The organism is Desulforamulus hydrothermalis Lam5 = DSM 18033, assembly GCF_000315365.1.
Lineage (GTDB): Bacteria > Bacillota > Desulfotomaculia > Desulfotomaculales > Desulfotomaculaceae > Desulfotomaculum > Desulfotomaculum hydrothermale.
The window spans coordinates 142,694-160,298 of the sequence record NZ_CAOS01000009.1 but is presented as its reverse complement, the minus strand read 5'-3'; the positions used below and the strand labels follow the sequence as shown (position 1 = coordinate 160,298).

Annotated in this window: 17 protein-coding genes and 1 pseudogene; 6 read left to right on the top strand and 12 right to left on the bottom strand. The window is 45.2% G+C overall.

Going from position 1 to position 17,605, the window contains the following annotated elements:
• Positions 1–498: 498 nt before the first annotated feature.
• The gene (locus tag DESHY_RS14590) at positions 499–885 is read left to right on the top strand and encodes a hypothetical protein (RefSeq protein ID WP_235695542.1); all 387 of its coding nucleotides are present in this window, start codon (positions 499–501) and stop codon (positions 883–885) included.
• Positions 886–947: 62 nt separating this feature from the next.
• Here the strand turns inward: DESHY_RS14590 and DESHY_RS14585 are convergent.
• Positions 948–1,205, bottom strand: a pseudogene (locus DESHY_RS14585) (transposase family protein); the annotation flags it as partial.
• Positions 1,206–1,881: 676 nt separating this feature from the next.
• On the opposite strand from DESHY_RS14585, the gene DESHY_RS14250 reads away from it, so the two are divergent.
• A complete protein-coding gene (locus DESHY_RS14250; protein WP_008411673.1) occupies positions 1,882–2,034 on the top strand; it encodes a hypothetical protein in 153 nt (50 codons plus the stop codon).
• A gap of 168 nt (positions 2,035–2,202) precedes the next feature.
• On the top strand, positions 2,203–2,436 hold the full coding sequence (locus tag DESHY_RS14135) for a hypothetical protein (protein WP_162470940.1): 234 nt from the start codon (positions 2,203–2,205) through the stop codon (positions 2,434–2,436).
• A gap of 37 nt (positions 2,437–2,473) precedes the next feature.
• Here the strand turns inward: DESHY_RS14135 and DESHY_RS07420 are convergent, their stop codons facing one another.
• The 8 genes from DESHY_RS07420 to DESHY_RS07390 all read right to left on the bottom strand — a co-directional run bounded on the left by DESHY_RS07420 (position 2,474) and on the right by DESHY_RS07390 (position 12,017).
• Positions 2,474–4,660 carry an FAD-dependent oxidoreductase gene (locus DESHY_RS07420; protein ID WP_008411672.1) on the bottom strand — a complete coding sequence of 729 codons (2,187 nt, stop codon included), beginning with the start codon at positions 4,658–4,660 and terminating at the stop codon, positions 2,474–2,476.
• 4 nt (positions 4,661–4,664) lie between these two features.
• Entirely contained in the window at positions 4,665–5,912 is a 1,248-nt protein-coding gene (locus tag DESHY_RS07415; protein WP_008411670.1) for a CoB--CoM heterodisulfide reductase iron-sulfur subunit A family protein, read from the bottom strand.
• A 250-nt stretch (positions 5,913–6,162) separates the two neighbouring features.
• Entirely contained in the window at positions 6,163–8,037 is a 1,875-nt protein-coding gene (aprA, locus tag DESHY_RS07410) for an adenylyl-sulfate reductase subunit alpha (protein ID WP_008411669.1), read from the bottom strand.
• A gap of 35 nt (positions 8,038–8,072) precedes the next feature.
• Positions 8,073–8,516, bottom strand: a complete 444-nt coding sequence (aprB, locus tag DESHY_RS07405; RefSeq protein ID WP_008411667.1) for an adenylyl-sulfate reductase subunit beta — start codon at positions 8,514–8,516, stop codon at positions 8,073–8,075.
• A gap of 433 nt (positions 8,517–8,949) precedes the next feature.
• Entirely contained in the window at positions 8,950–10,119 is a 1,170-nt protein-coding gene (gene sat / locus DESHY_RS07400; protein ID WP_008411666.1) for a sulfate adenylyltransferase, read from the bottom strand.
• 121 nt (positions 10,120–10,240) lie between these two features.
• The gene (locus DESHY_RS14720; protein ID WP_274377192.1) at positions 10,241–10,372 is read right to left on the bottom strand and encodes a hypothetical protein; all 132 of its coding nucleotides are present in this window, start codon (positions 10,370–10,372) and stop codon (positions 10,241–10,243) included.
• A gap of 168 nt (positions 10,373–10,540) precedes the next feature.
• Entirely contained in the window at positions 10,541–11,413 is an 873-nt protein-coding gene (locus tag DESHY_RS07395; protein WP_008411665.1) for a CoB--CoM heterodisulfide reductase iron-sulfur subunit B family protein, read from the bottom strand.
• Between the two features lies 1 nt (position 11,414).
• Positions 11,415–12,017 (bottom strand): 4Fe-4S dicluster domain-containing protein, encoded by a 603-nt coding sequence (locus DESHY_RS07390; RefSeq protein WP_008411663.1) that lies wholly within the window; start codon positions 12,015–12,017, stop codon positions 11,415–11,417.
• 616 nt (positions 12,018–12,633) lie between these two features.
• Between DESHY_RS07390 and DESHY_RS07385 the strand changes: the two genes are divergently transcribed.
• Together DESHY_RS07385 and DESHY_RS07380 are read left to right on the top strand one after the other, a co-directional pair.
• Complete coding sequence (locus DESHY_RS07385) at positions 12,634–13,371, top strand: YkgJ family cysteine cluster protein (protein WP_008411661.1); 738 nt, start codon at positions 12,634–12,636, stop codon at positions 13,369–13,371.
• Positions 13,372–13,429: 58 nt separating this feature from the next.
• Positions 13,430–13,819: a YlbF/YmcA family competence regulator gene (locus DESHY_RS07380; protein ID WP_420795113.1), complete on the top strand. Its 390-nt coding sequence runs from the start codon at positions 13,430–13,432 to the stop codon at positions 13,817–13,819.
• 132 nt (positions 13,820–13,951) lie between these two features.
• On the opposite strand, the gene DESHY_RS07375 is transcribed toward DESHY_RS07380, so the two are convergent.
• The 3 genes from DESHY_RS07375 to DESHY_RS07360 all read right to left on the bottom strand — a co-directional run bounded on the left by DESHY_RS07375 (position 13,952) and on the right by DESHY_RS07360 (position 17,181).
• Positions 13,952–14,650 (bottom strand): response regulator transcription factor, encoded by a 699-nt coding sequence (locus DESHY_RS07375; protein ID WP_008411658.1) that lies wholly within the window; start codon positions 14,648–14,650, stop codon positions 13,952–13,954.
• Between the two features lie 276 nt (positions 14,651–14,926).
• Positions 14,927–16,099: an ISL3 family transposase gene (locus DESHY_RS07370; RefSeq protein WP_008411656.1), complete on the bottom strand. Its 1,173-nt coding sequence runs from the start codon at positions 16,097–16,099 to the stop codon at positions 14,927–14,929.
• A gap of 365 nt (positions 16,100–16,464) precedes the next feature.
• The gene (locus tag DESHY_RS07360) at positions 16,465–17,181 is read right to left on the bottom strand and encodes a YwiC-like family protein (RefSeq protein WP_008411655.1); all 717 of its coding nucleotides are present in this window, start codon (positions 17,179–17,181) and stop codon (positions 16,465–16,467) included.
• A gap of 161 nt (positions 17,182–17,342) precedes the next feature.
• Here DESHY_RS07360 and DESHY_RS07355 point away from each other — a divergent pair, with 161 nt between their 5' ends.
• Positions 17,343–17,591, top strand: a complete 249-nt coding sequence (locus DESHY_RS07355; RefSeq protein ID WP_008411654.1) for a DUF1540 domain-containing protein — start codon at positions 17,343–17,345, stop codon at positions 17,589–17,591.
• The last annotated feature ends 14 nt before the right edge of the window (positions 17,592–17,605 follow it).

Below are 17,605 nucleotides of genomic sequence, written 5' to 3'. Positions count from 1 at the left end.
TCATAAAAAAACAAACCACCAACAACAAAGAGACACTTATCTGTTGCGGGTTTGTGTGGAGAGTGTATTTATTTTATTTTTTTTTTGTGTTGTTTTGTGTGTCCCTTTCTTCTACACCCCCCCCCCCCCTTTTTTGTGATAAGAGGGGGCAAACATCAAAAAAAAGATTTTTTGATATTTTTTTCTGTCTTTTTCTCTCTTTTTACAGTATTTTTAATTTACCCAAGGGTGGTAAAATATTTTTTTTTTGTTTTTTAATTTTTTTTTTAAAAAGAAATTTTACCCCCACGGGTTTTATATTTTTTAGTTTTTGTTTTTCAAAAAGAAAAATTTTTCCCTTATAAAAAAAACCCAGAGAATTTTTTCTTTTTAAAAAAAATAAAAAAAACTTTAAAGGTTCATTCTTTAAAAAAAAAGGAGAGGTGGGCCAATTTTTGATTTTTAAATCCATCCGTTTAAATTTTTCGGGGTTGTGGGGAGGAGGGAGGTTTCAGGGGTGTGATTTTTAAAATTTCGGTGTTTTTTAAAAAGGTAAAAAGAATGCTAGAACCAGTTTTTTTTGCCTTTTTCAAATACCCCAAAAGGCGTTTTTTTGTGGTAGGGAAAAGGTATCAAAAACAATTGGAGGGGTTTGGAAAAACCAGTTTCGGCAGCCCGCTTTATAAGGGCCCCCACCATTCAATTAACAACAATATTTACCCTTATTCGAGATTATTTAAACTTTTTAAAGAAGCTAACCAGATATCCTGGGGTAGGCCTTTCAAGGAGTCCAGGGACTTTGGAACTAAATGGGTTCCAGCCAGAATGCAATGGTATTTACCTTTGTCAGTAGTGCCTTTAAACTCATCAATAGAGAGGACAGTAGGCAATTCCTTAAGGCTATAGGATAGGTAATCAAAGATTCTAGTGATAGTACATGGAGAGAGAGAAAAATCATCAGCGACAGAGCACATACTGGAGTTTGAGCGGAGCCTATCCACAACGGCCATAATCAGTCGTTTAGTCATTCTTTGATATTTACCGATAAAGTCAACTTGTTCGTAAAACTTCTTGTTACATTTACGGCAGTTATATCGTCGCTTGCGATATATTAAGTAAAGGGGTTTATTTAGCCAGGGAATATCCTTAATCTTTTGAGTTCGGTAGTCATGGATAGATTTAGTTAATGTCCCACAAGCAGGGCACTTATGGGGTCTAACGGGCATTGATAGAGAGATTTCAGAGTGGCTGTCAAAATGCTCAACATTGCTAATAATAACATCTTTCAAATTAATAAAATTTCTGATAGACTGAAATTGCATTTGGAAGAATACCTCCTCTTTGAGGGTTTGGTTTGGCGACTAAGGTATTCGACCAAATGCTTTTCTTTTTCCTGTCACCCCAACATTTATTTTAGAGCCAAGTTTTTATTGGCAAACTTAAACCCCGTTCACTGCAGCGAACGGGGTTTAAGTTTTGTCATGTCTAAGTTGTCAATTTTGGTATAATAAAAATAAATTGCCATTGTATTAATTATAAATTTGTGCTAGTATCAAGGCAAAATCCCCACCAAACAGATCTAACCAAGGCTATCAGCGCCCTGGTATAAAAATATAATATAGTGTTACAACAATCGCTTCGACAACCGTTGCAGTTGTCACTACCTTCACGATTATTGTAGCACTCAGGCAGCGCTATGGCAAGGGGTTTGGGGGAATTTTTTTAGTAAAATTCTCAGGAGGTGTTGCCCCTACTTATTCATCAAACCGCTAATATTTTGTCACTGATGGTTTGAGATGCAGTATTTATCGGGCAACCTGGTAGCAAGCACCAACTGCAAGATACCCCTTTCGGCGACAGTTGTTATTCTGTGCGACTACAATAATTGTGGAGGGATTTATTATGACGATGAGCGAATTTTCCGCCTGGGCTCAGGCCAAAATGGATCAATGTAATGTTCACGATGAAGTGGAAACCAGCAAATTGATTGCGGAAATTATGAAAAAATTCTTTGCCATGGGCAAGAGCGAATCTGATTTGTCAGAAGTTAATTAGATTTAACCTGCGCATTATGACAGCCTGTTGATGTAAGGCATAAATCTTCCCTTTTTTAATCTCCGGTTAAAATATTTGCCGTATTTGAGAATATCTGTTGTAAAAAGAAACCCCGCCGTGGCGGGGTTTCAGAGTGTGGGCAAACATTATCGGTGGTTTCGGTGGTTTATGATACCCTTTGGCTCCGGTCTACGCACCGACAGCACTATGATTCGCTCCGGTCGCCCTTGGGGTCGCCTCAAACGGGCCATCCTGGCCCGGTTCGGCTGGCGCCCACGTCCTGTGGGCGCCACCCCAATGGCTCCTACGCTCATCAAGTGCTGTGACCGGTGCTTCGACAAGTCGCCGGCAGGGGATCATAAAACCACCTCACTTTTTTTACAACCTTTGTTTACAGTCTGAAACCCCGCCGTGGCGGGGTTTCAGGCTTTGCTGACAATTAGAAGCCCTTCATCGGGTTAGGCCCGAATTCTTCGAGATCTTCTGCGAACTTATCAATAATCTTAGGCAGTTCAGCATAGTCCATGATGCTGATTTGCACCATGCGTACGCGGTCAGACTCAAGACCCAGTCGATCCAGGGTTTCAGAAACCTTGGAAAGACGAATTTCAGCTAATTCGGAACCCTTCATAAAGTGGCACTGGTAATCTTCACCGTGCTTGCAGCCCAGCAGCAGCACACCGTCAAAACCCTTCGACATAGAGTCGGCAACCCACACCAAGTTCAAGGAACCCAGGCACCTTACCGGAACAATACGAACCCAGGAGTTGTACTTCAGGCGGTTGATGCCGGCCATATCCAGGGCGGGTATAGCATCGTTTTCGCAAGCCAGGATAAGAATTCTCGGCTTTTCTTCATCTTCTTCCGGAACCTCAACGGCTTTCACCATGTTGCCGATCATGCCAACTGAGTAGTTCTTAAAGGAAATAATGCGTTCCGGGCAAGCACCCATACAGGTACCGCATCTTCTGCAACGGGTCGGGTTGGGCAACGGGTTGCCCTTTTCATCTTCGTTTATTGCTCCGAAGGGGCACTCTTCAGTACATCTCTTGCACTGGGTGCAGCGCTGCAAAGCAAATTCAGGATAAGAAAGGTCACCGCTTCTGGGATGAACAGCCGCCCCACCTGCTGTAGCTTCCACACACTGAATGGCCTTTAAGGCAGCACCGGTAGCATCACTGACGGCTTTAGCCATATCCATTGGCGCCCTTACGCTACCGCAAGCGTAAATACCGGTACGGCGGGTTTCGTAGGGGAAGCAAATAAAGTGGGAATCCGGGAAACCATATTTTAAGTTAGGCAGTTCAGGCCCCTGCCTGTATTGCAAGTTCAAAATCTTTTCAGCTGCTTCCTGGGTGGCTGCAGCTTCCGCAGCAGCGTCTCCCGCACCGGCAGCTGCCGCAATGGCCTCCGTGGCTTTGGTCGTAGGAATCATACCGTTGGCCAGAACTACCAGGTCAATGTCTTCTACCCGGGCAGTACCACCCAGCAGGATGTCTTCGGACTCCACGGCCAGTTTGCCGCCGCTTTCAGAAACATTTTTAATATCTCCCTTGATAAAGACAGCGCCGGTTTCTTGTGCAGCTTTATAGAAGTGTTCATACTGGCCGGAGCTGCGAATATCTTTATAAAACACATATGCCATGGCGTCAGGCGCCAGTTCTTTAAGGATAATGGTTTGCTTTAAGGTTTCAACACAGCAGGCAGCGGAACAATAGGGCAAGCGCTCGGGATCCCGGGAACCGGCGCATTGGATAAAGGCAACTTTTTTCGCAGTAATTTGCCCGGCCTTGGCCATTGCCTCAAATTGAGCATGGGTAATTACATTGGGGTACTTGCCGTAACCCAAGTAATCTAACTGGGCAACGTTTTCATGGGAGCCGGTAGCCAAAACAATGGCGCCAACCCTCTCGGCTGTGATGTTACCGCCCTGATTTATTTCGGCATCAAACATGCCCGGCCCGCCGGCAATTTTTTCAATTACCGCCCCGGTATAAACCTTAATGTTGCCGTTAGCTTGAATTTCTGCAATCCGCTCGGCCACCTTAGGATCTTCAGGCGATGTAAAGGGTGCCGCCAGAGGGGTGGTTTTGTAAACCTTGTTTAGCCAACCGCCCAAGGAAGCTTCTTTTTCTACCAGCACAACCGGGTAGCCGGCTTTTGCCGCTTCTAAGGCAGCTGTCATACCGGCCAGGCCGCCGCCCACAACCAGCACGGTTTTGGAAAGATTTTCGCCCAGGTAAGGTATCGGGGCTTCGCCGGCCTTAACTTTTTCAATCCCCATGCGAATTTGGTCTTCAGCCAGCATCTGGGTATCTTCGTCGTTTGCTTCATGGCTCCAAATGCACTGTTCGCGCAGGTTTACACGGTCAAGAAAAACACCCGGGAAATTAAACACATCAGCATTAACACGGTTAGAACATGCCGCAACAACAACCCCGTCTAAGCCCTGGCTTTCTATTTCAGCCTTAATTAGGTCAACGCCTTCGTTGGAACACAGGTACTGGTGTTCTTTGCATACCGGTAATTTATATTCCTTGGCTGCTACTTTGGTTAAGGCCGCCGCATCGAGGGCTTCGCCAATGCCGCAACCGGTGCAAAGGAAAAATCCAAGTTTTTTTGCCATTGTCTTACCCCCTCACTGAAGATTGAATGGCTTTTAGTACAGCGGCAGTGGCACCTTGTACAGAAGATGCAACATCTCCCGGTTTTGCTACGCAACCTGCAGCATAAATACCGGGAACGGAACCGCTTAATACAAAACCATCTACGTCATAGGCAACCTCGGCAGGAACTTTGGCAGCGGCGGTGGCCGGCGCCATACCGGTGGCCAGAACTACCAGGTCATACTTCAACTCGGTAATTTCCTGAGTTATCTGGTTTTCTGCCAGTACAATAACATCCTTGGTTGCGGGATCTTCCTTAATTTCAGAAGGTTTACCCTTAATCATGGTAATGTCGTATTCTTTTATTTTATTATAGAAATCTTCATGCTTGCCCATTGCCCGGATATCCATATAATAGATTGTTACTTTGGCATCGGGATATTGTTTTTTAACATAACTGATTTGTTTCAAAGTAGCCATGCAGCAAACCGATGAACAGGCCTTTTGGTGATTTTCGTCCCGGGAACCGGCGCACTGGACAAAAGCAATATTTTGCGGCTCTTTGCCGTCCGAAGGGCGCACAATCTTGCCGCCGGTAGGTCCGGTAAGGGCAGCCAGTCTTTCCATCATAAGGTTGGAAATGGCGTTGGTAACCGTGCCGCTGCCATAGTTAGCCAGTTTCTCTACCGGATATGAGTCCCACCCGGTGGCCCAAACTACAGCACCCACATTCAGCTGCATGGTTTTGGCGCTCATGGTTAAATCAATAGCCTTATATTCACACACCTCGGCACACTTGCCGCAGGAAGCACCTGAGCAGGCAGCACTGTCAATAACGTACTTCATGGGATAGGCAAAGGGTTGCGGCAAGTAAACAGCCTTGGTTTTTGATAAGCCAAAGTTAAAATCATCCGCCCGCTCCACCGGGCATACTTCTGTGCATTTGCCGCAACCTGTGCAGCCATCTGTGACGTAACGTGGGTTAACTTTAACGGAAACGTTGAAATTGCCTTCTTGGCCGGAGATACTTTCAACCTCAGCCATGGTTATAACTCTAATTTTAGGGTTCTTTTTAATTCTCTGGAAGTTGATTTCCAAGCCGCAGTTTGGCGGGCACAATTTGGGGAAGTATTCGTTAATTTGGGAAACTTTACCGCCCAGGTAGGGGTTCTTTTCAACCAAGAACACCTCATAACCCACTTCGGCAGCTTCCACGGCAGCGGTTATTCCACTAATGCCGCCGCCAACCACTAATATGCTTTTATTTGCCATTTTCTCACTCCCTAGTCCAGTTGTGGGTTAAAAGCCAATGGATAGGTTTTGCACAGACAATAATTACGCAAACTTGCTTACTCTGCCAGGAATAAAACATAAAACCAGGCGCCATGAGGACACCTGGATTACCGGGCCCTTCAAGCGCGTTGCACCCAGGCCGTTTCACTCATTAATGATGAGCCCGTGGCCGTAGTTGGCCACGGGCCTGTTAGCTATTCAGCTATTTTTGTGTTGTTTTCGATACTAATTAGTCAACCAGGCGGATAATGGGACGCTTGATCATTTCCCACTCACCGGTCTTAGCATCGTACTTGCAGTTGCAGAATACTTCCCATTCTTCCTTCAGTTTGGGCTCGTCAGCACGGAAGTAGTAGCCGGGCCAACGGGTTTCTTCACGGAACAGAACGGTGCGGATGTGGGATTCAGCTTGCAGAGTTCTGTGGATGTTTTCCCAGCATCTCATTAATTCATGCAGGTTGCGGGCAGCCAGTTTTTCGCTGTCTTCTTTCAGCATGAGCAGGTACTCGAGACCTTTTTCCAGCAGAGCCTTGCTGGTGGTGAAGTTAGCTACAACACCGCCGGCATACTCGTCCATCATCTTTTGCAGACGGAACATGTATTGCTTGGGCAGGATGTAGTTGGGGTTGGTTTCCGGATCGGTGGTGAAACCGCTGAACTCTTCCCAAACGGCCAGAGGCTTCAGGATTTGAGCCTTCAGAGCTTCGATGGCGGCGTCATCAATATTGGGCTCTTGGTTGTTTTCTACAACAAAGCGAACAGCGGATTTACCGGCAATACGACCTTCGGCGTGAGAACCGGAGGAGAACTTGTGGCTGGAAGCACCGGATGCGTCGCCGGCAGCAAACAGACCTTTAACAGTGGTCATGTTGGTGTAACCCCACTGGTATTCCGGAGGAGCGATATCGGCAGGACCGGATACCCAAGCACCGGAAGCACCGGAGTGAGAACCAATGAAGTAAGGTTCAGCAGCAGCAATTTCAGAAGCTTTTTCTTCAGGCGCAATGTTGCAAGCAGCCCACAGAATAGCCTGAGAAACAGTCATATCGAGGAAGTCTTCCCAAGCTTCGCTTTCCAGTTCCTTCATTTTCTTCTTGAAGGCCTTGGGATCATCTTCGTATTTCTTAGCCAGGTTAGCAATAGCTTCGGCAGTCTGCATGTAGATGGGGCCTTTACCTTCAGCTACATCCAGCATACCGAGGTAGTTACGCAGGTTAGCAGGGATGGGCTTAACTTGGCCATAGGGACCCCAGTTAGCCAGTTCGTCTTTGCGGGTTACCATATACTCTTCGCCCAGGGCGTTGGTAGCACGGGATTTGAAGAGCAGGAACCAAGCGCCTACAGGACCGTAAGCATCTTTAAAGCGTACGGGAATGAAACGTACTTCTTGGCAGGTCATTTCAGCGCCGGCCTTCATGGTGAAGTATGCGGAGGAACCGGAGCTGAAAGGCGGATACCAGGAACGGCCCAGACCTTCGCCGGTGGAACGGGGCTTGAATACGCCTACGGCGCCGCCCATAGCAGCGATAACAGCTTTAGCCTTGAATACATATACTTTTTCTTCGCGAGTGCTGAAACCAATTGCACCGGCGATTCTGTCGCCATCCATAATGGGCTCGCAAATGTAAACACGCTCATAAATATTTTCGGTGCCCAGAGCGTTCTTGGCAGCTTCAGCAACGATAATCTTATAGGATTCGCCGTTCAGCATGATCTGCCAGCGGCCGCCGCGAACATAGTTGCCTTCTTCGTTTTTCCAAATGGGCAGACCCCATTTTTCAAACAGGTGAACGGAAGAGTCAACGTGACGGGCAATGTCAGCGACCTGGTCGTCGCGGGCAATACCCATTAAGTCGTTCTTAACGTATCTTACATAGTCTTCAACAGTGTTTTCGCCTTTAGCAATGCCCAGGTATTGGTTAATGGCAGACAGACCCATGGCAACCGCACCGGAACGGTCCATAGCAGCCTTGTCAACCAGGGTAACTTTTAAACCGTTTTTCTTGGCCCAGTAGGAAGCTTCAACGGCTGCGCCGCAAGCTGCCATACCGCCACCGAGGATTAAAATGTCGGTATTTACAACTACAGTTTCAAAGTTCGGCATTATATTAACCTCCTCCGATTGTTAGTTATATCAAATTACTTCTTCAGGCCGGGAAGTTCAGCAGTACCGATGGAGTAAGGCTCGGTAAACAACAGCGGGCTGTTCAGGTCTTCTTGGTCTACGGTGTAACCGCCGTCGGGCTGAGCAGTACCTTCATCAGTGGTACGGATGGGGAATTTGAAACGTTTCAGGGAACCGTTACGGAATTTTACAGTCCACATAATGCTGTCGGAGCTTCTGAGAGGTACACAGCTGGCGCCCATGGGAACAAAGTCAGCATAGCCGCGAACGTCAATAGCTTGCTGAGGGCAAATTTTAACACAGCAGTAGCACTCCCAGCACTGGGAAGTATCACGGTTGTAGGCTTTCATTTTTTCTTTGTCCAGAACCATCAAGTCATTGGGGCAGATGTACATGCAAGCAGTTTTGTCCTGACCTTTGCAACCATCGCACTTTTCAGCAATTACAAAGCTAGGCATTTTTTTACCTCCCTATTGCTAATTTTTAAAGACTTGCGTCTTTAATCCATATCCATGAATGTAGTTAGTCACTGTCTAAAGCAACAACAACTTGTCTCCCTGCCACCGGCGAGCTTCACCAATGATTTTGTTCGGTCTACACCGAAAGGGTTTATTGACAGAAAACTTGCGCACATCAGGCTAATGCCCCCCGGGGATCTCACCTCCTCTCTGGCATTACGTCACCACAGCAGTAAGGTGTTTAAGTGGTTGGTATAGCGCCGGCCACAGGCTGCGCTATACCAACTTTTTGCTTCCACCGGCCATGCAAAGTTTCATCTTGTCAACTACTTGACTGAATCATGTTGTCGAACACTGTAGAATGTTGGTTAGATATTAAACAATATTTAATTTTATGACATTCCACAGTCAGGGCAGGGTTGCCAAGCTACAATTACTTGTCAAGGCTTTGATAGTATTTGGTGAGGATTTCCAGAACCTCTTTACGCCCGAATTCCAGCGGCGGCAGTTCGCCTCTGCCAAACATTTCGCGAACCTTGGTGCCGCTGATGGAGATACGGTCTTCTTTGCCGTGCGGGCAGGTTTTTTCAGTGGCCATACCCATGCACTTCTTGCAATAATAAGCAGCGGTAACTTTAATGGGTTGGCAGAGAATTTCGCCGGGCTTAAACTGATCGAAGATTTCTTGCGCCTGGTAAGGAGTATAATAGCTGCCTACGCCGGCGTGGTCACGGCCAACCAGGATGTGGCTGCAGCCAAAGTTTTGACGGAAGATGGCGTGCAGGATGGCTTCTTTAGGACCGGCATAGCGCATTTCCATGGGATACACGCGCATTTCAACATGGTTGGGGTTGAAGTAATGTTCCATGTGAGCCTTGTAGCACTCAAAGCGAACTTCTGCCGGGATGTCGCCTTTCTTTAATTTGCCAACGATGGGGTGCAGGAACAGCCCGTCGCAAATTTCCATGCCGATTTTGCACAGGAATTCGTGGGAACGGTGTAAGGGGTTGCGGGTTTGGAAGGCGCACACGGTGCTCCAGCCCTTGGACTCAAACAAGGCGCGGGTTTCTGCCGGGTGAGCATAGTAACCGGCGTATTTTTCATCATAGCCCAGTTCAGAGAAGGTTACGATATCGCCGCCGATATAGACATCACCCTGAGCCATAACTTTTTGAACACCGGGGTGCTCGGCGTCATCAGTAAAGAAAGCGGCTTTGCACTCTTTTACTTTGTCGTATTCATACTTGTCGGCTACGGTAATGATACCAACGTACTCACCGGTTTCATCGTCCACCAGAGCCAGTTCTTGACCAACAGCGATAGTGTCAGCCTGTTCTTTGGTAACTGCCAGGGTAACAGGCAGCGGCCAAGCTAAACCGTTTGCCAGGTGCATATTGTCGATAACGCTTTCGTAGTCGGCCTTGGTCATAAAGCCGGTCAGGGGAGAGAATGCGCCCATACCGAGCATTAAGCAGTCGGAGGTTTCACGAGAGCTCATGCGGATAACCGGTAGGGATTCAGCTTTGGCTTTTAATTCGGCCCACTGTTCTTTAGGAGCCAGCACAGGGGTTAGTTTCCCGCCATGGGGTGGTACTAATGCCATTGACAACACGCCTCCTCGTAAATTAAGTTTGGACTGTGTCCTAATTTTGTGAATACAAACACTTAGGATTATGGATATGTACCACTGACAGATGCTTTGCAATGCCAGGAAACCTGTCAAACTAACCGATCTTTGATTTCCCTCTGCCCGGTTCGGTTGTAACGGTTTTCGCCGCCGCACAGCCAATGTTGCAAAACATCAGCGCGGCATCGTGATGGTATTCACGAAACGGCGCCCGGCATTTACGCTGCATCCCCACCTTTTCTTTCTAAGCGTGGGAGCCAGTCGGTACTTATATTTGTGATTTTGTATACTAGATACTTAACTTATTCTACCTTATTTCCAGTTTTCCTGCTGGCTTTTATTATTTTATTTAAAATTTGTGCAAAAAAGTATTTGTCGCTTGGGATACATTTCTACCTTATACGCCATATTTTTGCAGCACGTTGTTGGGCGACACAATGCAGTAATCAAGACCCGCTTGTTTGCGATCCAGCCCGTAGGCGACTGCCATTAGCTGGGTAAAGAATAACACCGGCAATTGATAATTAGTGCTGTAGCCTTTATTCACCTTCACCTGGAAGGCATCCAGGTTCATCTGGCACAGGGGACAGGGAGTTACAATTAAGTCCGCCCCTGCATCATGCGCGCTTTTGAGAATAGGATACAAGGCAGAAACTGTAATGTCGGCAGAGCTTATAGCCATTGCACCGGTGCAGCACTTTAACTTGTGAGAAAACGGCACCGGCTCTGCCCCCAGGGCTGCAATTATATTGTCTAAGTAGGTGGGGTTTTCCCAGTTATCGAATTGGCGCAATGCCCTTACTGTTTGACAACCCACATAACCGGCTACCTTTAAACCTTTTAAAGGCTTGACCACCTTAGCGGCAATGGCGTCCAGACCCACCTCGGAAACCATTACATCAAGCAGCATCCGCACTTGCAAATTGCCGTTATAACCAAGACCGTCTTTACTTAATGCATCGTTGGCCTTGGCTTTAAACTTATCATCCGTAAATTTTTTGTTAACGGTTCCCAGTATTGCATAACACGAGCTACAGGTTGCCACCACATCCTGCTGGCCCATTTTTTCAGCTAAAGCAAGGTTTCTGGCCGCCAGTACGTCTGCGGCAAATTGACCGATGACACTGGAAGTTACCGTAGCGCCACAGCAGTTCCAGTCTTCAATTTCCTGCAGTTCAAGCCCTAAAACCTTGGCCACTGCAAGGGCGGAGTGATGGTAACTAATGGCGGTTCCTTCACTGGCGCATCCAGGGTACAGTGTGTATTTCATACTAGTGACCACCCTCCTTTTTGGCGATTTCCTGGGCTCTGTTCAACACTTCACGCAGTTTGCCGGGGTTTTTAACTCCTTTAGGCGGCAACAGCGGCAAGCGGCGATGCAGCATTAAACCTTTGCCGACATCCTGCATATCTAAAGCCATTTTCATGAAATTCCCCAAACCGATTTTCAGACCGTAGTTTAACATCAAGCCGCCTTCCCAAATGCGCCCTCGTTTGGATACATCTTTTGCATAAACTTCCGCCATGGCTTGCGAATTATGGTTAATGCCGTTCTCTACCGCCAAATGACGCAGGTCATGCATCACATCCATCATGGGAACACCGCGGGGGCAACGGCAAGCACAGGTATAACACGAAGTACATAACCACATGGTGTTGGCCTTAAGCACTTCATCCTTGCGGCCGGCCCGAATGAGCTGGATAATGCGTCTGGGCGAAAGATCCATTTTATCTTTCAATGCACAGGTGGTGGGGCAAATGCCGCACTGCATGCACATCTTTACCCACTTGCCGTTTTCCATCTCATATACCTTTTTGGTAAATTCCGAATCATACTTAATGGTTGTCTTCTCCTTTGCCGTAGCGTCAGACATTTACTTTCCTCACTTCCCTTCGGGCATTCTTCCGGCAATTTGGCTTTATCGCCAAACTGTCATGTCGGCACTCACACAGCCCTGTCTGGTCTTGTGAATATCCGCACACGAACTAACGCAATGCTACGCCGACACCTCCTTATGAATGGCATCATAAATCATATTAAAATAAAACTAAACACCGGTAAATTATTAGGCAAATTGATCTGAATTTGCCAGTTAACTAAAACATTTATGAGTTTACTATATCATCACTACATCTGATTGACAAGTGCAATTAAGTTCTTGGTAATTTGAAGGATAATTTTACCGGCGGCCGGGGCATTTTGTGTAAAAAAATACAATATCTAAATGCCTTTCCCCCGTTTTCTGCTTAAAAAATGCTTATTCGAGGTTTTCATTGAGATTCCTGCCTTATTGTTTTAATTTTCTATTTTTTCTTATTACTTGACAAGTCCCGGGTTGGCCCCTCTGATTCTTAATTTATCATCCGTTTAAAATAATATTCCTTTATTTTCTATTATTTCTTGCCTGCATCCATCGCCAGCCGGCCGGTTCTTTGTTATAATTAGTACATGTTGGCGTCCCACTTTACAGTTAAGGAGATGAAAATTATATGCTGCAGCAGGTTGAACTCTATTCTGCCCTGGGTAAAGCTGAACAAAACAACTTGTTTAGCCAACTGGAACAAATATATGCGGCTTTGCCCGCCACTTCCTGCGAAGGTTGTGCAACATGTTGCAAATGGGGTAGTCCGCCGGCCTTTTTTATTGAATACTTGAACTTGTACCGCCATGTCAGGGATAACATGAAAGATTCTTGGCGGGAAATTCTTGGAAAGTCGACTGAGTATTTTTATTTAGAACTGGTAGATGTTAATCAAAAATGCCCTTTTCTCAATGACAGCAATCAGTGTTCTGTTTACAGTGTGCGCCCGTTCGCCTGCCGCTCCTATGGCCTTTTATCCAAGCAAGACTTTGAAACCGGCGACCGCGGCCTTGAGTTGCTGGCCAAAAAATTTAAAGATGAGTATGATCTCATCATCCCCCAAGAAATTATTAACTATAAGCTTCCCTGGTGTGGCAAAGTGACTTCTCAAACCGGAACCCACCTGGCAAAATCTACTTTGGCGGGGTTAGCCGCACAAATCGGGGCTTTGGATTACACCTTTTTCCCACAGGAGTTGGTAGATCAGGAAGGAACTTTGCTGCCTTTTCCGGTTCATTTAGCAAATACTGTTTTAGGAAGCGGTGCCCGGGCTCGCAAAATAAAAGTAATGAAACAGTATGTTGATCAGGGCAGCAAGGAGTTATTGCAGGGCTTTGTTGAAAAAGCGGCTGCTTTTCAATTCTAACCGCTTGTTCTTTCAGGGAAGGATTTTGTCAGATAGCGGAGAAATTATGAAAAGGGAGGTGAAACCTTTGGCAAAAATTGATACAGCGCTGGAATTGTGTGTTCAACTTGGCAAGATACTCTCCGAAACCGAAGAATATCAAAAAATGAAGCAAGCTGAGGCCAACCTGCTTCATAACGAAGAAGCCCGCCGGCTGGTAGAGGGGCTGCAACAGCTACAGATGGATATACAAAAGAAGAAACTGGCCGGTATTCCTTTATCCGAAGTGGATAAAAATAACATGAAGGAAGCTGAGGCCCGGGCTCTGGAAAACCCCATTGTTAAAGCTTCTTTTGAAGCGCATGAGCAGTTCCAGGCCATTATGACCCTGGTGAGCACCAAAATTCGTGAAGGAATCCGCGGTACAGAGCTGACTCCCCCGGACGATGATGAAGAAATTAGTGAATAAACCATACTAAAGAGACTGCCTCAAAAGGGTTGCTCCTAATGACTAAAGCCAAAAAACATCCCGTTGCACTATAAAGTGGGACGGGATGCTTGTTTTGGGGAAGGTAAAATTTTTTTCAAACAGCCCCTAAGTTCATGCTTTCGGCGGCTCAAATTTATATCCGACACCCCAGACAGTTTTTATCAGCTGCGGATTGGCCGCGTCCTTCTCAATCTTTCTTCTAAGCCTGCGTATATGAACGGTTACTGTATCCTCATCCCCTTCAAAATGGCTTTCCCATATTTTTTCAAGCAATTGCAAGCGGGAAAATACTTGGTTAGGGTGCGATGCCATTAACCAAAGCATATCAAATTCTTTAGCTGTCAGCGCAACCTCTTGCCCCCAAATACGCACCAGCCGGGTGGTATACTCAATGCGAACATGAGGATATTCCAATACGTCCCTGTTTCTCTTTTCCGCCACACCCCTGCTGCGCCTTAAGACTGCTTTTACCCTTAAGGCCAATTCTGCCGGACTGAAAGGTTTGGTTTGATAATCGTCAACCCCCATTTTAAACCCCACAATTTTATCAACCACATCGTCTTTGGCTGATAAAATGATAATTGGCACATCAACCTTTGCTTTTATTTTTTGCGAAGCTTCTAAACCATCGAGCTTGGGCATCATAATATCCATAATGACCAAGTCGGGACTCATGGTGGTGGCTAATCGGACGGCTTCTTCGCCATCCTGAGCAGCCATAACTTTATAACCCTCTTGTTCCAAAGTATGAGAGATAATTTTTACTATTCTGTGGTCATCATCCGCAATTAAAATGGTTGTGCTGCTCATAACTTTCCTCCGTTTTTTATGGATACCGCTAAATCAAATAATTATTAAATTTAGACAATTGGTTTGCAAATCCTTCCGCACCGGCGGTAATTTTTTAATCCGCCGGTCCTATCCAGACAGGACTTTTGACGTATTTAAAAAAAATCCGGCAAATTATAAAATTAAGTTACCGCTTTTCCCTTCCCGCTTTACGCGGGTTTTCTTTTTTGGCTCTATGTCAAATGTTGGGGTGACAGGTGTCTACGGATACCTGTCGCCATATTTTTATGTCCAAAATTAAGCGCAGCAGTGAAGAATACGTGAGCGGAATCTATTAAAATTTCTAAAACCAAAAGCATTACGCTTGATGACTTTAATTTTGTTGTTGTAGCCTTCAATACACCCATTTGAGTAAGGGACATCAAATGAATTTAGAATTTCAGTTTTCCAGTTTACGATTGTATTAGCCAGGTAGTAAAATTCTTTGATTTTATGTTGTTTAACGAGATTTAGCCACCGGTTAAGTTTTGATTCTGCTTCAACAGAGGAACTTGCCTTTACAAAATCCATGAACTGTTCTTTCAAAAGATAAGAAACTCTAAGTTCATCATTAAAACGAAGGATGTTGGCCAATTTGATTTTAGAATCATCGCTTAACTTATCGGGTCTTGAGAGAAGGAGTCTACGGCTGAATTTTAAAAATCGGCGTTTTTCATAAGGTAAAGACTGCTGAACACGTTTTCTGACCTTATCAATAGCCCAAATGCAGTTTCTGACGTAGTGAAAGCGATCAATAACAATCGTAGCGTTAGGAAAAACCAGTTCGGCAGCCCGCTTATAAGGGCCCCACATATCAATAACAACATACTTAACCTTATCGAGATTATTAAACTTTTTAAAGTAGCTAACCAGATAATCCTGGGTACGGCTTTCAAGGATGTCAAGGACTTTGGAACTAATGGGATCAGCCAGAATGCAATGGTATTTACCTTTGTCAGTAGTGCCTTTAAACTCATCAATAGAGAGGACAGTAGGCAATTCCTTAAGGCTATAGGATAGGTAATCAAAGATTCTAGTGATAGTACATGGAGAGAGAAAAAAATCATCAGCGACAGAGCACATACTGGAGTTTGAGCGGAGCCTATCCACAACGGCCATAATCAGTCGTTTAGTCATTCTTTGATATTTACCGATAAAGTCAACTTGTTCGTAAAACTTCTTGTTACATTTACGGCAGTTATATCGTCGCTTGCGATATATTAAGTAAAGGGGTTTATTTAGCCAGGGAATATCCTTAATCTTTTGAGTTCGGTAGTCATGGATAGATTTAGTTAATGTCCCACAAGCAGGGCACTTATGGGGTCTAACGGGCATTGATAGAGAGATTTCAGAGTGGCTGTCAAAATGCTCAACATTGCTAATAATAACATCTTTCAAATTAATAAAATTTCTGATAGACTGAAATTGCATTTGGAAGAATACCTCCTCTTTGAGGGTTTGGTTTGGCGACTAAGGTATTCGACCAAATGCTTTTCTTTTTCCTGTCACCCCAACATTTATTTTAGAGCCTCTTTTTTTTAACGAAGCTAACCTGCATGATTGTACTTCAAGTTGAAAATAATACTATTGTGTAATCGGCGGGAAGGTGAAATTATGAATAAAAAATACTGCCCCAACTGCCACAAAAATGTCGAGCCGGTAAAAAAGTGGTCCTGGCTGTGGTTTTTGATCCTGCTCCCCATTTATCCCATCTATTATTTTTATTTTGCACCAAAAATTTATTGTCCGGTTTGCGGCCGTAAAAACTTACAACCTGTATCCGGCGATAACAATCCTTAAAAATAAGCAATCGTCAGGATAAGAAACAGCATTGAGTTAACCATCTCCAGAATCCCAATTTGCCAGGCTGACAGAGTGCGGCCAGCGGCGAATATTGCCCTTAGAAGACTGGGCAAAAAAGCAGCCGTTAATAATAAACTGCCGGAACAAGCAAAAATAATTAAAACAACCGCACCATGATAAAACCAAGACAAAGCACGAAAATATATATTTTTTCTTTCTCGAATCATAGATTTAACAAAAAACACACTGCCCATAAAAAAGACCACACAAATAACCCATGTCAGCAATAAATCAAAACTCCAATCACCCGCGCCCACATACCCGCTGGCTACTCCTCCCAGTGACATGCCGGCAACGGCCGAGAAGTTATTTACCATTCCTCTCTCGTTCTGGACACGGATGTAATAAAGATTGACCAGCAGTGTTACGAAAAGACCGCAACCCAACCATAAAAGGGCCGGATAGCGAATAATCGGAAAAATGAGCAACGCAGCAGCTATCAATCCATACAGCACCAGCCATTTTTTGTATTCTTGCACACGGCCGTTGCGGTAAATCATCAAAAAAGGATAGGAAGTAATATACAACATTAACCAACCCAACAATAAAGGTATATGCAGCCAACGAAAACCCTCACCGGCAATTCCCAGGACAAAAGGCACCACAAGCATTGCCCAGGCACCGTGTTCCCGCGGTAAAATTATTTTCATAAAAAATCACCTCAAACATATTCTAACCGGCGCATATTGGGCAAACTGTGACGTATCTTACACTCTGCTTCAGCAAAAACTGCCAGTATCAATAACTTATAAAAACATGGCTGGCGACAATAATAATAGTGATTTAACAAATAAAAAAGAGGAGTGGTTTTGTGAATCAACACATTCACTGCATTGTAAGCGACTGTTATTATTACGCCTCCGGAAACAAATGTACAGCAAACGAGATCTTAGTAGCAACCGATAATTTCGGCGCTGTCCAACCTGATCAGGTTGATGCAACCATGGCTAAACAATATAACCCTCAACCTGCAGGCAGTTGTATGGAAACCTGCTGTAAAACTTATGTAGCAAAGGGGTCAAACAAAATTACTGCTGATAAGGTTACCAAAATGTCCTGACAGCACCATAAACA